The organism is Streptomyces sp. NPDC002588 (assembly GCF_040295925.1).
Taxonomy (GTDB): domain Bacteria; phylum Actinomycetota; class Actinomycetes; order Streptomycetales; family Streptomycetaceae; genus Streptomyces.
Genome location: NZ_JBEOWF010000005.1, coordinates 224,616 through 239,312 on the forward strand (window position 1 = coordinate 224,616; position 14,697 = coordinate 239,312).

The 14,697-nt window shown below is 72.1% G+C and carries 12 protein-coding genes and 1 pseudogene; 5 read left to right on the forward strand and 8 right to left on the reverse strand.

Annotation, left to right across the window (positions count from 1 at the left end; translation table 11 throughout):
• Positions 1-81 precede the first annotated feature (81 nt).
• The 3 genes from dapF to miaA form a co-directional block, all read right to left on the reverse strand.
• Positions 82-951 (reverse strand): diaminopimelate epimerase, encoded by an 870-nt coding sequence (gene dapF / locus ABT057_RS08100; RefSeq protein WP_352341625.1) that lies wholly within the window; start codon positions 949-951, stop codon positions 82-84.
• 110 nt (positions 952-1,061) lie between these two features.
• Positions 1,062-1,604, reverse strand: coding sequence for a hypothetical protein (locus tag ABT057_RS08105; RefSeq protein ID WP_352341673.1), 543 nt, complete (start codon positions 1,602-1,604; stop codon positions 1,062-1,064).
• 108 nt (positions 1,605-1,712) lie between these two features.
• Positions 1,713-2,651 (reverse strand): tRNA (adenosine(37)-N6)-dimethylallyltransferase MiaA, encoded by a 939-nt coding sequence (miaA, locus tag ABT057_RS08110; RefSeq protein ID WP_352341626.1) that lies wholly within the window; start codon positions 2,649-2,651, stop codon positions 1,713-1,715.
• A 182-nt stretch (positions 2,652-2,833) separates the two neighbouring features.
• On the opposite strand from miaA, the gene ABT057_RS08115 reads away from it, so the two are divergent.
• Positions 2,834-3,166: a hypothetical protein gene (locus tag ABT057_RS08115; protein WP_352341627.1), complete on the forward strand. Its 333-nt coding sequence runs from the start codon at positions 2,834-2,836 to the stop codon at positions 3,164-3,166.
• A gap of 24 nt (positions 3,167-3,190) precedes the next feature.
• Positions 3,191-3,463: an antitoxin gene (locus ABT057_RS08120; RefSeq protein ID WP_352341628.1), complete on the forward strand. Its 273-nt coding sequence runs from the start codon at positions 3,191-3,193 to the stop codon at positions 3,461-3,463.
• Between the two features lie 170 nt (positions 3,464-3,633).
• On the opposite strand, the gene ABT057_RS08125 is transcribed toward ABT057_RS08120, so the two are convergent.
• The 3 genes from ABT057_RS08125 to rutA all read right to left on the reverse strand — a co-directional run bounded on the left by ABT057_RS08125 (position 3,634) and on the right by rutA (position 7,519).
• Positions 3,634-4,350 (reverse strand): class III extradiol dioxygenase subunit B-like domain-containing protein, encoded by a 717-nt coding sequence (locus ABT057_RS08125; RefSeq protein ID WP_352341629.1) that lies wholly within the window; start codon positions 4,348-4,350, stop codon positions 3,634-3,636.
• Positions 4,351-4,495: 145 nt separating this feature from the next.
• Positions 4,496-6,025, reverse strand: a complete 1,530-nt coding sequence (miaB, locus tag ABT057_RS08130) for a tRNA (N6-isopentenyl adenosine(37)-C2)-methylthiotransferase MiaB (RefSeq protein ID WP_352341630.1) — start codon at positions 6,023-6,025, stop codon at positions 4,496-4,498.
• Between the two features lie 411 nt (positions 6,026-6,436).
• Positions 6,437-7,519 (reverse strand): pyrimidine utilization protein A, encoded by a 1,083-nt coding sequence (gene rutA / locus ABT057_RS08135; protein ID WP_352341631.1) that lies wholly within the window; start codon positions 7,517-7,519, stop codon positions 6,437-6,439.
• Positions 7,520-7,727: 208 nt separating this feature from the next.
• Here rutA and ABT057_RS08140 point away from each other — a divergent pair, with 208 nt between their 5' ends.
• Complete coding sequence (locus ABT057_RS08140; RefSeq protein ID WP_352341632.1) at positions 7,728-10,781, forward strand: SpoIIE family protein phosphatase; 3,054 nt, start codon at positions 7,728-7,730, stop codon at positions 10,779-10,781.
• A 21-nt stretch (positions 10,782-10,802) separates the two neighbouring features.
• On the opposite strand, the pseudogene ABT057_RS08145 reads toward ABT057_RS08140, so the two are convergent.
• Positions 10,803-11,515, reverse strand: a pseudogene (locus ABT057_RS08145) (response regulator).
• A gap of 201 nt (positions 11,516-11,716) precedes the next feature.
• Here ABT057_RS08145 and ABT057_RS08150 point away from each other — a divergent pair.
• Entirely contained in the window at positions 11,717-13,159 is a 1,443-nt protein-coding gene (locus tag ABT057_RS08150) for a hypothetical protein (protein WP_352341633.1), read from the forward strand.
• Positions 13,160-13,174: 15 nt separating this feature from the next.
• On the opposite strand, the gene ABT057_RS08155 is transcribed toward ABT057_RS08150, so the two are convergent.
• A complete protein-coding gene (locus tag ABT057_RS08155) occupies positions 13,175-13,591 on the reverse strand; it encodes a pyrophosphohydrolase domain-containing protein (RefSeq protein ID WP_352341634.1) in 417 nt (138 codons plus the stop codon).
• A gap of 98 nt (positions 13,592-13,689) precedes the next feature.
• On the opposite strand from ABT057_RS08155, the gene ABT057_RS08160 reads away from it, so the two are divergent.
• A complete protein-coding gene (locus ABT057_RS08160) occupies positions 13,690-14,688 on the forward strand; it encodes a TAXI family TRAP transporter solute-binding subunit (RefSeq protein ID WP_352341635.1) in 999 nt (332 codons plus the stop codon).
• Positions 14,689-14,697: the final 9 nt, after the last annotated feature.

Here is a 14,697-nt window from a genome sequence, read left to right on the forward strand (position 1 = left end):
CCAACCCGCGACCGGGCCCCTGAGGTGTGACTGTGCAGTCCAGGAGCACCATCGCCCTGAGATGCCCAAGCGGACGGGGCGTCAGCGAGAGGCGGTTTCCAGCCACTCCTGATCGATCTCGCCTGTGGCGACGATCACGGCCGGTCCGGTCATCTCGATCTCGCCGTCGGGCCGCTCGGTGATCACCAGGCGCCCGCCGGGGACGTCCACCGTGTAGGTGACGGGGGTGCCGGTGACGGCCGGGTCGGCGCCGTCCCGGCGGGCGGCGGCCACGGCGACGGCGCATGCGCCCGTGCCGCACGAGCGGGTCTCGCCCGCGCCGCGCTCGTGCACCCGCAGGGCGACGTGCCCGGGGCCGCGGTCGACGACGAACTCGACGTTGACCCCGTCGGGATAGGCGGAGGCGGGGCTGAAGGGCGGCGGGGAGTGCAGGTCGCCCGCGTGCGCGAGGTCGTCGACGAAGGCGACCGCGTGCGGGTTGCCCATGTTGACGTTGCGCGCGGGCCAGCTGCGCCCGCCGACGCTGACCGTGACCTCGCCCTCGGGCAGCCGGGCCCTGCCCATGCCGACGGTGACCTCGCCGTCCTTGGCGAGGTGCACGTTCTTCACGCCCCCGCGCGTGGCGATCTTCAGGTCGCCCTCGGTGACCAGACCGGCGCGCTGGAGGTAGCGCGCGAACACCCGCACGCCGTTGCCGCACATCTCGGCGATCGAGCCGTCGCCGTTGCGGTAGTCCATGAACCACTCCGCCTCGGCCGCCATGTCCTTCGCCTCGGGGTGCGCGGCGGACCGCACGACGTGCAGCAGTCCGTCGCCGCCGATGCCCGCGCGGCGGTCGCACAGGGTGGCCACGGCGGCCGGGGGGAGGTCGACGGTGTTCTCCGGGTCCGGGACGATCACGAAGTCGTTCTCGGTTCCGTGGCCCTTGAGGAAGGCGATCCGCGTGCTCATTCCTCGATCGTACGGGGTGGCCACGACACCCCGCACGCACGTGCGAGCAGCCTGCACGCGCGCGTACCCGCCTCGGCCACCCGGCACGCGCGCGTACCCGCCCGGCCGGTTCAGCGCAGTCGGGCGACCCGCCAGACGGCCAGGACGGCCACCACTGCGACCAGGACGGCGTACGCCAGGACGACCCGCCAGTCGGGGCGGCGGCCGGAGCCGCGTGCGGGCAGTCCGGGCCACGCATAACCCACGCGCCGCGCGGCCGTCATGCCCCAGCCTGCCGCGCAGGAGCAGATCAGCAGCCCCAGCATGGCGATCACGGCCCCGCTGTCGCCGAAGTCGAAGGCGAGCGGGAAGGCGAACATCAGGGAGCCGGTCGCGGACAGGGCGACGATGGGCGCGAGCTGCCAGAGCCGCAGCCGGCGCTGCGGGCGCAGCTCGACCTCGACCTCGGGCCCGCTCGCGAACATCTCCTCGGGCTCGGGACCGTCGTCGGTCACGCCCCCGCCCTGGGTGTCGTCCGCGACGTCGTCCGCGACGGCGTCCACCTGGTCCACCTCGTCGGGGCGTGCGGGCACCTGCCCGGACTGCTCCGGTTCCCCACGCTCTGGGGTGAGGTCCTCGGTACCTTGTGCGGTGTCACGAGGGCCGGCCTCCATCGCCACGCGCCCTCCCAACTCGGACTCCACTTGGTCGATCGAAGCTCGATGATGGCACGGCGTCGGAGGCCCGGATGACGGCCTGGGCGTCCCGATGCCATGACGTGATCAGGCTGTGACCGGTCGTTCGACCAACGCCAGCGCAAGCCGGGGAAGTTCCGTGAGATCCGCCTCGGCCCCACTCAACCAGTGCACCCGTGGGTCGCGCCTGAACCATGAATCCTGACGGCGCGCGAAGCGCTTGGTGGCACGGACGGTCTCGGCGCGCGCCTCGGCGTCGGTGCAGTCGCCGCTGAGGGCCGTGAGGACCTGCTGGTAGCCGAGCGCGCGCGACGCCGTACGCCCCTCGCGCAGGCCTTGCGCCTCCAGCGCGCGGACCTCGTCCACGAGCCCCGCGTCCCACATGCGGTCGACGCGGCGGGCGATGCGCTCGTCGAGTTCGGGGCGGGCCACGTCGACACCGATCTGGACGGTGTCGTAGACCGAGTCATGGCCCGGCAGATTGGCCGTGAAGGGCCTCCCGGTGATCTCGATCACCTCCAGCGCGCGGACGATACGGCGGCCGTTGCCGGGCAGGATCGCCTGCGCGGCCTCGGGGTCGGCGGCGGCCAGCCGGGCGTGCAGCGCGCCGGAGCCACGCAGGGCGAGCTCCTCCTCGAGGCGGGCGCGGACCTCGGGGTCGGTGCCGGGGAACTCTAGGTTGTCGACGGCGCCCCGGACGTAGAGCCCGGAACCGCCGACGAGAATCGGCCAGCGGCCCTCGGCGAGCAGTGCGTCGATCCGGGCGCGGGCCAGCCTCTGATACTCGGCGACGGAGGCGGTGACCGTGACGTCCCAGATGTCCAGGAGGTGGTGCGGGACCTCGCCTCGCTCGTCGGGCGTCAGCTTGGCGGTGCCGATGTCCATCCCTCGGTAGAGCTGCATGGAGTCGGCGTTGACGACCTCGCCGCCGAGCCGCTGGGCGAGGAAGACGCCCAGATCGGACTTTCCGGCCGCGGTGGGTCCGACGACGGCAATGACGCGGGGGGTGGGGGCTGCGCTGCTCACCGCCCCAGTCTCCCAAACCTCAGGGCCTGCCCTCGAACGAGTTACGTGACGGCGCCGGTCCGACGTCGTTGCCCGTGCGTGATTCCCGTCGCCCGTTCACGGGAGGCGGCGGTCCCGGCGGCGCGAACGGACGCACCGGGCCACGCGGGATTTCGCCCGCACGAGTACCGTATGGAGTTGATATGGGCGTTTTGGCGCGACTGTTCCGGAGGTCGAAGGCCACGGAGGAAGCGGCTGCGGAAACGGTCACGGAGCCCGCCGCCGAGGAGGAGGTGACGACCACCCCCGAGGCACCGGCCCGGACGCCGGAGGACGCCGCGGAGGCGGATCGGGCCGCGCCGGTCGCGTCGGCGACGGTGCCGGACGGGGCCGGGGAGAGCACGGAGTCGGAGACAGAGGCGGGAGCGGTTGCCCGGGGCGCCGGTGTCGCCGCCACCGACGGTGTGGAGATCCCCAGGCAGCAGTCCGCCGAGGAGGTGGCCGACAGCGAGGCCGGCGAGGGCGCCCGCACGTAACGGTTCCTCGAGGGAAGGTGACCCATGGGTCTGTTGGACAATCTGAAGGCCAGGCTCGGTCCGGCCAAGGGCAAGGTCTCGCACCTCGCGCAGGAGCACGGGGACAAGATCACACATGGTCTCGACAAGGCCGCCAAGGCGGTCGACGACAGGACCAAGGGCAAGTACAGCGACAGGATCCACACGGGCACCGACAAGGCCAGGGGCGCCATGGACCGGCTCGCGCACAAGGACGAGCCGCCGGCGGGCGGCGGCGACACCTTCACCCCGCCGCGCACACCTCCCCCGGCCTCCTGAGCCATCTCGCACAGCGCATCGTGGATGCGTCGCCGGCGCATCACCGGCGCATCGATCGGCGGACGGCCGTGAAGCGGAGACGCTCGCGGCCGTCCGCCGTTTCACCGGCCGAGCCGTCCTGGCCTGCCGGGGCCTGCCGGGCCGGGCCGGGCCGGGTGGCGCCTTCCGGTCTAGGACCAGGCGGCGACCAGGTATCCCACGCCGTACGGAGCGTCCTCGTAGAGCAGCGAGCCCCGAAGTCCGGCGTCCTCGGCGGCGCCCGCGAGGACCTGCCAGGGAGCCCGGCCCGCAGCCTTCAGTTCGTGCGCCAGCTCGGTGTCCAGCGCCTTGAGCGCCTCGATGTCGGCCTCGCCGAGCGCCCTTGCGACCTCCGCGTCGAAGGGGGCGGCACGCGGGTCGAGATAGCCGGGTGCCTTCAGCGTGCGGCAGGCGCTTGCGTCGCCCATGACCAGCAGGGCGACCCGTGCGGCCCGGGCGCCGATCTCCCTGCCGGCCTCGACGCACCGCTCGGCCGCGAGCGGCTCCCCCACGCCGAGCGCGTCGACCGGGGCCGCGGACCAGCCGGTCCGCTCCAGCAGCCAGGCGGCGACAGCGAGGGAGGACGGCAGCTCGCGCCCGGCGGGGTTCTCCGCGCCGGGCCCGCCGAGGCGTACGGCGAGATCCACCCCGAAGCCCCGGAAGGAACCCCGCGCGCCCTCCGGGTACGGGCCGCGCCCGGCCTTCTCGGCGGGGCCGACCACGACGAGCCGGTCCGGCCGGGCGGCCGCCAGTACGGCCAGCGCGTCGGAGCAGGCGGCACGCGCCGTGTCCAGCTCGGGTGCGGCGCCCGCGGCGACCTCGGGCACGAGGAGCGGCGGACAGGGACAGACGGCGGCGGCGACAAGCATGATCGGCAGGGTAACGCCGAGACCCTCCGGACGGGACGGCACCTGGCAGTCGTACGGCGGCGAAGCGGCACGGCGCCCGGTTCCCCGTGGCTGAGGGCGGACCCGGCGCCCGGGAGCGACCGGTCCTTCCGGGTGTGCCGGAGGGTCAGTCGCAGCCGCAGCCGCTGCCCGTGGCCACCGGGAGCGGTTCGGGGGCGCCGATCTTCGGCAGACCGAGCATCACACCCGCGGGCTTGTCGGCCTTCTCCGCGGTGCGCTTCTCCCAGGCGTCCCCCGCGCGCGTGCGGCGCACACCGAGGACGGCGCCCTCGGCGAGAAGGTGGTGCGGGGCGGCGTAGGTGATCTCTACCGTCACCACGTCGCCGGGACGTACCTCCTGGTCCGGCTTGGTGAAGTGGACCAGGCGGTTGTCGGGGGCGCGGCCGGAGAGGCGGTGGGTGGCGCCGTCCTTGCGGCCCTCGCCCTCGGCGACCATGAGTTCGAGGGTGCGGCCGACCTGCTTCTTGTTCTCCTCCCAGGAGATCTCCTCCTGGAGGGCGACGAGACGCTCGTAGCGCGCCTGGACGACCTCCTTGGGGATCTGGTTCTCCATGGTCGCGGCCGGGGTGCCGGGCCGCTTGGAGTACTGGAAGGTGAACGCCTGCGCGAAGCGGGCCTCACGCACCACGTGCAGCGTCTGCTCGAAGTCCTCTTCGGTCTCGCCGGGGAAGCCCACGATGATGTCGGTGGTGATCGCGGCGTGCGGGATGGCGGCGCGGACCTTCTCGATGATCCCGAGGTAACGGTCCTGCCGGTAGGAGCGGCGCATCGCCTTGAGGACCGTGTCCGAGCCGGACTGCAGGGGCATGTGCAGCTGCGGCATCACGTTCGGGGTCTCGGCCATGGCGGCGATCACGTCGTCCGTGAAGTCCCGCGGGTGCGGGGAGGTGAAGCGGACGCGCTCCAGGCCGTCGATCGAACCGCACGCGCGCAGCAGCTTCCCGAAGGCCTCGCGGTCGCCGATGTCGGAGCCGTAGGCGTTGACGTTCTGGCCGAGCAGGGTGATCTCGGAGACGCCCTCGCCGACCAGGGCCTCGATCTCGGCGAGGATGTCGCCGGTGCGGCGGTCCTTCTCCTTGCCTCGCAGGGCCGGGACGATGCAGAAGGTGCAGGTGTTGTTGCAGCCGACGGAGATCGACACCCATGCCGCGTAGGCGCTCTCGCGGCGCGTCGGCAGGGTGGAGGGGAAGGCCTCCAGGGACTCGGCGATCTCGACCTGGGCCTCTTCCTGCACGCGCGCGCGTTCCAGCAGGACTGGGAGTTTGCCGATGTTGTGGGTGCCGAAGACGACGTCCACCCAGGGCGCCTTCTTCACGATGGTGTCGCGGTCCTTCTGCGCGAGACAGCCGCCGACCGCGATCTGCATGCCCGGACGGGAGGCCTTCCTCGGCGCCAGCCGGCCGAGGTTGCCGTACAGCCGGTTGTCCGCGTTCTCCCGGACGGCGCAGGTGTTGAAGACGACGACGTCCGCGTCGCCGTCCGAGCCCTCGGGGGCGCGCACGTAACCGGCCTCTTCGAGCAGTCCGGACAACCGCTCGGAGTCGTGGACGTTCATCTGGCACCCGTAGGTGCGGATCTCGTAGCTCTTGGGTGCGTGAACGTCCACTGCCGGGCTCCGGTCGCTGCTGCTGGTCATGGCTCAAGGGTAGGCGGTCGCGGGCGAGCCCCTGCCCGGGCTCCCGCGGCACGAGACGCCGCTTGCTCCGGGAACACCGGGGCACGCGGCTGCCTGGGCGGTCGCGAGCGTGCACGGTCCATCCGGTGGTCCGGGAGTCGTCGGGAGTCACCGCCCCGCCCCAGCGTTCGACGACGGTGTGGACGGCCGCTTCGAAGCCTCCGTCAGGAGCCGGCTCGCCCTGGTCCAGGCCGTCTCCGTCGCACCCCGCGCCGACGTCGAGGCGATCGAGAACTCTGCGAGCCCTACACCCCCGGCGCTCACATCCGCGGGACGCGTTCGGGCTCGCATCGACCCCGCATGCCCAGGTGGGCGCAGGTCTGACGGGCCTCGACGATCGCCGGGCCCGTGGTCCGCATGTGCGCCGCGGCCTCAGACCGCCGCGGTTCGCCCCTCCCGGGACCTCATCAGCGGCTGGATGCGGGTGCCGAAGTTCTCCAGCCCCTCGATGAAGTCGTCGAAGACCAGCATGATCCCCTTGGTCCCGGGCACCCCGGCGATCTCGTCGAGCATCCCCGCGACGGTCTCGTAGGAGCCGACGAGCGTGCCCATGTTGAAGTTCACCGCACCCTCGGGCAGCACGATGGTCCGGGCCGTGGAGGAGTCGTCGGCCGTGGTGTCCGTGGCCGACTCTCCCGCCATGTACGCGAGTGCCGCGCGGTCGGCGTTGTCGTGGTAGTCCTGCCACTTGGCGCGGGCGGCGGCGTCGGTCTCGTCGGCGATCACCATGAACAACGACAGTGCACCGACGTCACGGCCGCTCTCCCGCGCCGCCTCCATCAGAGAGGATGTGGTGTCGGCGAACGCGAGCGGGGTGTTCACGCCACTGCCCAGGACGAAGTTGTAGTCGGCGTGCTCGGCGGCGAACCGTATGCCGGTGCCGCTCTGCCCCGCGGCGACGATGTCGATGTGCCCGTCCGCCGGGCGCGGGGACAGCACGCAGTCGTCCATCTCGTAGAACTCGCCCTTGAAATTGCTGACGCCCTCGCGCCACAGCTCCTTCATGACGGTGACGTACTCGACGGCCCGGGCGTAGCGGTTGCCGAAGTGGTCGTCGCCGGGCCACAGGTCCATCTGCGCGTACTCGCCCGGTGCCCAGCCGGTGACGATGTTGACGCCGAAGCGGCCGGGGGCGATGGAGTCGACCGTGACCGCCATGCGCGCGACGATCGCCGGCGGCAGGGCCAGGATCGGTGTGGAGGCGTAGAGCTTGATCCGCTCCGTCACCGCGGCCAGGCCCGCCATCAGGGTGAACGATTCGAGGCAGTGGTCCCAGAACTCCGTGTCGCCGCCGAAGCCCTTCAGTTTGATCATCGAGAGAGCGAAATCGAGTCCGTGCTCCTCGGCCTTCTGCACGACGGCCTTGTTCAGTTCGAAGGTCGGCATGTACTGCGGGGCGCTCTTGGAGATGAGCCAGCCGTTGTTGCCGATGGGGATGAAGACACCGATGTCCATGCCGCTCCTCGTGACGTCATGAGCTCATGACGTCATGACCTCATGACCTCATGATCGGAACCTGTCCGTGCGACGGCACGGTACACGGACCGACTTTGATCAATTCACCTCCGCTTTCCGGCCGTTGACGAACAGAAGTGGCAGGAAACCATCGGAGAGAATGCATGAAAAAGGTTTCCTACGAGAACGGGAACGATAGGTTCCCGGTATGAACGCACGGCTCGCTCTGCTCGGCACGGTGGCCCCCGGAGTCACGGAGAGCGAGGTGTTCCGCCTGGCGCTGCAACACGCGGTGGGCGAGTTGGGCGCGCTCGGCGCCGCCGTGCATCTGCGCGGCCCGATGTCCGCGTTACGCCTGGTCTCGACCGTCGGCCTGCCCCCCGCCCTCACCCGTTCCTGGGAGATCATCGACCAGGAGGGCCCCTTGGCCCCCGCCCGCGCGCTCCACCAGGGCAGCGGCGTCTGGATGCCACTGAGCTCCACCGGACCCGCACCGTCCGCCGCCCCCGCGCCATCCGCCGACGCCGCGCCGCGCACCTGTGCCGGTCCGTCCCCCGGACCCGAGTGTTCGACCCGGCCCACGGAATCCCCGGCCCCCGCCCCGGCCTCCTCCCCCGACCCCGATGCCGGCCCGGTCCCGTGGCCCGGCACCGGCCTCGCCGCCCTCCCCGTGTTCAGCGGCCGACGCAGCATCGGCGCGCTGACCGTGCTGGCCGGTGAGCGGGGCGAACCCACGCCGGAGCACTGGGAGTTCCTGCGGGCGGTCGTCGACTGGACCGAGGACCGGATCGCCCAGGCACCCCTGCCGGCCGGCCCCGCGCAGACTGAGCTGAGCGGACAGCGGCTGCGGCAGGCGCTGAAGGAGGTCAGGGTCGGCTCCTGGGACTGGGACGTCCGCAACGGAGACCTGATCTGGGACGAAGCGGCACTGGAGCTGTACGGCACCAGGCCGGCCGACTTCACCGGCAAGATCGAGAACTGGATGCGGATCGTCCACCCCGACGACCTGGCGCCCACACTGGCGGCGGCGCAGCGGGCCATCGTCGACCGCTCCGTCTACGAGGCGGAGTACCGGGTGCGGCGTCTGGACGGCACGTACGGCTGGACGCAGGCCCGAGGCCGGGCCACCTACGACGAGCAGGGCGAACCGCTCCGGATGATCGGCGTGGGCTGGGAGAGCAACGAGTCGCGCACCGCCCGGGACGCGCTCAGCCGGGCTCTGCGGCACATGAGCGACGGCTTCCTGGCAGTGGACGAGGAGTGGCGCATCACCTTCGCCAACCTGGAGGCGGAGCGTTTCCTCGGCTTCTCGGAGGAGGAGCTGTTCGGGCGGCTGCTGTGGGACCTGCCCGCCGCACGGCAGGTGACCGGCCTGGCGGACCGGTGCCGGCAGGCCGCGGCGGAGGAACGCCCCGCGGGTTTCGACGTGGTGATGCCGGACTCCGGTCGGCGTTACCACCTGCGGCTGGTGCCGGGGCCCGACGGACGCACCCTCTACTTCACCGACGTCACCGAGAAGCGGCGTCTGGAGGAGGAGCGGCAGGCGGGCGAGCGGGCGGCGGCCGAGCGGTCGGCGCGGATCGCGGAGCTGGCCGCCGAGCTCGCCAAGGCCACCACCGCGCAGGACGTGGTGGACTCGGTCGCCCGGCGGGTGCTGCCGCCGTTCGCCGCCACCGGCGTCGTGGTCCAGGTCATCGAGGACGAACGGCTCCACTGTGTCGGAGCGGTCGGCTACCGCGACGACTTCGTGGACCTGATCGACCGTCGCCGCAGGGCGGAGGGCGGCCCGGCGTGGGACGCCATCACGACCGGCACCCCGCTGTTCTTCTGTTCGCCGCAGGAGCTGATCGCGTCCTCACCCGAGCTGGCCCACCTGTCCGAACGCTCCGGCAAACAGTCCTGGGCGTTTCTGCCGCTGACCGCGTCCGGACGCACGTTCGGGGTGTGTGTGGTGGCCTTCGACCGCCTTCGGCTGCTCAGCGCCGAAGAGCGCGCCCTGCTCACCACCATCAGCGCCCTCGTCGCCCAGTCCCTGGAACGGGCCCGGCTCTACGACGCCGAGTACACCCGGTCCCGCGAACTCCAGCGCAGTCTGCTCCCCCAGGCGCTGCCGGACCTGCCCGCGTGCACGGCCGCCGCCCGCTATCTGCCGGCCGGGCAGGGTGCGGCCGTGGGCGGCGACTGGTACGACATCATCCCGCTGTCCGGCGGACAGGTCGCGCTCGTCGTCGGCGACGTCATGGGCCACGGCCTGCCGGAGGCGGCCACCATGGGCCGGCTGCGCACCGCTGTCCACACCCTGGCCGACCTCGAACTGCCGCCCGGCGAGATCATGAGCCATCTCAACGACATCGTCGGCGGCATGGGCGAAGGGTCGTACGCCACCTGTCTTTACGCGCTCTACGACTCCACCACCCGGGTCTGTTCCCTCGTCCGGGCCGGTCACCCGCCACCCGCGCTGGTCCGTCCCGACGGCACCGTGCACTTCCCGGAGCCGGACGCGGATCCTCCGCTCGGCGCGGCCGAACCGCCGTTCGAGACGGTCGAGCTGCACGTGCCCGAGGGCAGCCTGCTGGTGCTCTACACCGACGGCCTGGTCGAGTCGGCGAAACGGGACATCGACGAGGGCATGGCGGAGCTGGCCCGGCTGCTGGCCGGCGCGCAGGAGGCCGGCGCCCTCGACACCGCGGCGGATCTGGACGCCCTGTGCGACACGCTGACGGCGGGTCTGCTGCCCACCGGCCAGCAGGCGGCCGACGACGCGGCGTTCCTCGTCGCCCGGCTCCACCCCCTGCCCAGCGACCGGATGGCCTCCTGGTCGCTGTCCGAGGACCCGAAGGCGGCCGGCCAGGCCCGTCGCCATGTGCGCGAACAACTCGCCTCCTGGGGCCTGGACGACCTGGTCCCCACCACGGAACTGCTGGTCAGCGAACTCGTGGGCAATGTCGTCCGGCATGCAAGGGGCCCGGTCCGGCTGCGTCTGCTGCACAGCGCGGAACTGGTCTGCGAGGTCTACGACGGCAGCCAGACGATGCCCCGGATCCGCCGTGCGACGGAGACCGACGAGGGCGGCCGCGGACTACAGCTGATCACGGCGCTGTCCGGGCGGTGGGGGGCGCGCTTCACCCCGACGGGCAAGTGCATCTGGACCGAACAGCCGCTCCCCGGTCCGGACGGCCCCCGGGGCGGGTCGGACGACGCGCCGGAGCCGATGTTCCTGACCACGGCGGACTTCGGCCAGGACTGGGACGCCGTCCTGTGAACTCCGGGGCTGCGGAGCCCTTCACGGGTCGACGAGGCCGGCCCGGACGGCATGGCGCGTGAGTTCCAGGCGGTCACGCATGCCGAGCTTCTGGAGAAGGTTGGCGTGGTGCCGTTCGACCGTCCTGGCGCTGATGAAGAGCAGAGCACCGAGTTCCCGCGAGGTGTGGCCCTCGGCGACGAGCTCGAGGATCTCCTCCTCGCGCTCGGTGACGGGCCGCTCGGGCAGCCCGTCGGCCCCGTCCCCGCGGGCCCTTTCCGCGCCCGGGTAGATGAACGGCTCGTCGCGCGCCACCGCCCGGCAGGCCTCGACCAGGTCACGGTCGGCGGCCGACTTCAGGACGTAGCCGCCCGCTCCGGCCCTTGAGGGCCTCGAAGAAGTACTGCTCGTGGCCTGCATCGTGAGGATGAGGATGCGCCGGTCCGGCAACCGCCTGGAGAGTTCCCGGGCCGCCTCGGTCCGGTCATCCGCGGCATGGCCACGTCGAGCACGGCCAGGTCGACATCCCCGGCCCAGGCCCGCTCGACCGCCTCGGCCCCGTCCCCGGCCTCCAGACCGGGTTCCCCGATCAGCAGCGCCCCGTCGGCATCGCAGGCGGCGCAGACGCGCGCGGGCGACTGAACGCAGGCGCCCGCGGGCGGCGGCCGGGTGCGGGGCGGCGGGGCGCACGAGGGACGGCCGGGACGGCACAACTGCCCGGCCCCCTCCGAGAGCCCCGCCGCCCTCACTCGCATCCGTCCCGTCCGGCCTCCGCGCCCGGTGGCGCACGTCACATCGCACCGTGGCCGAATCGTGGAGCACCGGCGGGGGCACTCATGGCATGCTCATGGCTCGTTACCGGCCAGTAGGATTCAGCTGCCCGGCCGGTCCCCCTTTCTCACCCCCCACCTCCAGGACTGACCTTGCGCAGACGCACGAGGCACACCCGTGCCCTCATGCCCGCCTTAGCCGCATCCGCCCTCCTCTTCGCCGCGGGCTGCTCCTCCGCCCCATCGCAGGCCGAATCCCCCGCCGCCGCCACCAGCCGGCAGGCCGAGGCCTCGGCCTCCTCCGCCGGCCGCTCCCTCGCCGTCGCCGCCGCTCCGGCCGGCACCGCGACCGCCGCCGCCCACCCGGGCACCGCCGACGGCAAGGCCCGGCGGACGAAGCTCAGCGTCGCCTCCTACGACAGCAGGACCCGACGGGCCGTCATCGCCTCGACGGACTCCAACGGCTCCAATGGCGGCTCCGGTACGGCGAGTTCCACACCATCCCCGAGCCTCTCCGCCGCGAGTCCGACCGCCCCGTCGTCCTCCCCGTCCTCCCCCGCCCCGAGCGCCTCGGCGACCGCGCACCGCACCGTCGTCGGCGACGTCATCGCCAGCGCCCCCGCCCCCGGCGCCCCACAGGGGCTCCTCGCCAAGGTCACCAAGGTGATCGGCGAGACCACCGAGGGCACGGAGGTGCAGACCGAACCGGCACAGCTCAACGCCCTGCTCGGCGACGACACCGCCAACGGCAGCGTGCCGGTCGACCCGTCCGCCTTCGACGTCGACAAACTACTGCCCGACGTCGACGTCTCCTGGTCACGCACGGGCGACGTGCACGTCGGGCCGGAGGGCGCGACGGTCCCGCTCGGCAGTCTGCGGCTCGACGTCCGCGCCGCGCTGCCGACCGTGAGCCGGGGAACCGCCTCGGCGGACGCGTCCGTCGAGGGCTTCGTCCAGGTCGCGCCGCAGGTGGACTTCCGCTACGGCGGCGAAGGCGCCGACGCCGCACCCGCCTCGGCCTACCTCGGCGTGTCCGGCGACTGGACCTCGGGCTGGTCGCTCAAGGGCCGGGCAGGCGCCTCCGCCACCCCCCTGCGCATCCCCTTCGCGACCCTGCACGCCGACCCCGTCCTCCAGGTCGGCCCCGTGCCCGTCGTGGTCAACCTCGACCTCACCTGCTATGTCGAGATCAGCGGCGACGGCAGGATCACCGTCGACGTGGAGCAGAGCCTCAAGGGCGACTTCAAGGCCGGCGGCACCTTCGGCCCCGCCCAGGGCTGGACCCCCGTGAGCTCCTCCGACATGACGAGCACTCCGGTCCGCACCACCGTCTCCACCGCGGGAAGCGTGAAGGCGGCCCTGGGCGCCCAGGCCACCGTCGGCCTGTACGGCAGTGTCGGCGTCGTCGCCGACCTGGCTCCGTACGTCCGCGGCGAGGGCACCGGCACGATCACCGGCACCGACGACGCGTTCGAAGCCGACGGCTCCTGGGCCGTCTACGGCGGTGTCGACCTCAGCGGCACCCTGCGACTACAGCTGACGATCTTCGGCACCCCGGTGCTCCAGAAGGACATCCCGCTGGGTGCGCTGCACCGCGAGTGGAAGCTCGCGGGCGGCCAGGCGCCGTAGCCCACCGCCCCCGCGTCACGCTGCGCCGCCGCCCCCGGGTATCCACCCCTGGCGGCGCAGCACCGCCGACACGTCCGGCGCCTCGTAGTGCTCCCCCTTGAGGACCTTGCCGTCGTCGCGGCGGGCCACCTGGCCGTCGGGGCCGATCTTGGTCATGTTGGAGCGGTGGATCTCGGCGATCACCGCGTCGAGGTCGATCCCGTGCACGAGCGCCGTGCCGTACGCGACGTAGACGACGTCGGCCAGTTCGTGCGCCAGTCTGTCCAGCGGGCCGCTCACCGAGACCTCGGCGACCTCCGCGGCCTCCTCGGCGAGCAGCTCACCGCGGTGTGCCGCGAGGCGGGGCGACACCTCCGTCGGCGTACTGCGGGTGTCCAGCCCGAAGGCACGGTGGAACTCACGGACCAGGTCGGCGGGCGAGGAAGAACTCATGCACCGACTGTAACGACGGCCACTGACAGTCCCGCCCGCGAGCGGCCTCCGGGCCCCACACTGGTCAGCACCGCGCGCCGGCTGGCAGGATCGCGGACATGTCCAAGGTCTTGGCCCGTATCGGCAGGCGCCGGGCCCTGCAGGGCGCGGCCGCCGGTGTCGTCGCCCTCGGGTTGTCGCTGTGGTGGCTGCTGCCGCTGGGCGAGGACCCGCCGAGCGGCTCGATCAACTTCAGCACGGGCAGCCCCGGGGGTGTCTACCAGGACTACGGCGAGAGGCTCCACCACGAGCTGGCCAAGGACATGCCGAACCTGAAGGTGACGCTGAAGCCCAGTCACGGCTCGCAGGACAACGTCAAAAGCGTGGCGGACGGCACCTCCGACTTCACCATCGCCGCGGCGGACGCGGTTCAGACGTACGAGTCGCAGCACAAGTGCTCCTCGGCCCGGTTGCGCGGCGTGGCCCGCCTCTACGACGACTACGTGCAGTTGGTGGTGCCGAGAGACTCGGACATCAGTTCCCTGAAGGACCTGCGAGACAGGAAGGTGGGGACCGGGCTGTCCGGCTCGGGCGTGCGGCTGATAGCGGAACGGGTGCTCAAGGCGGCCGGCCTGGACCCGGCCAAGGACATCACAGCCGTGGAGGCGGGCATCAACACCGCTCCCCAGCAGCTGAAGGACGGGAAGATCGACGCGTTCTTCTGGTCCGGCGGGTTGCCGACGGGCGGTCTGACCGCGCTGGCGAAAACCTTCGACTTCCGGTTCGTGCCCATCGACGCCTCCCTGGTCGCGAAAATGCACAACCAGGACAGTTCCACCGGCTACTACCGGGCCACGAACATGCCCGAGTCCGCGTATCCGAGCATCCAGCACGGCAGGACCGTACCGACGATCGCGGTGGCGAACCTGCTGATGACCCGCACCGACATGGACCCCCGGCTCACCGAGTGGCTGACCCGGACCGTGATCAAGAGCCGGGACACCATCGGCCATGAGGTCCACTCCGCCCAGCTGGTGGACCTGCGCACGGCCATCTACACCGACCCGCTCCCCCTGCACGAGGGCGCCCGCCGCTACTACCGCTCGGTCAAACCGTAGAGACGCGAA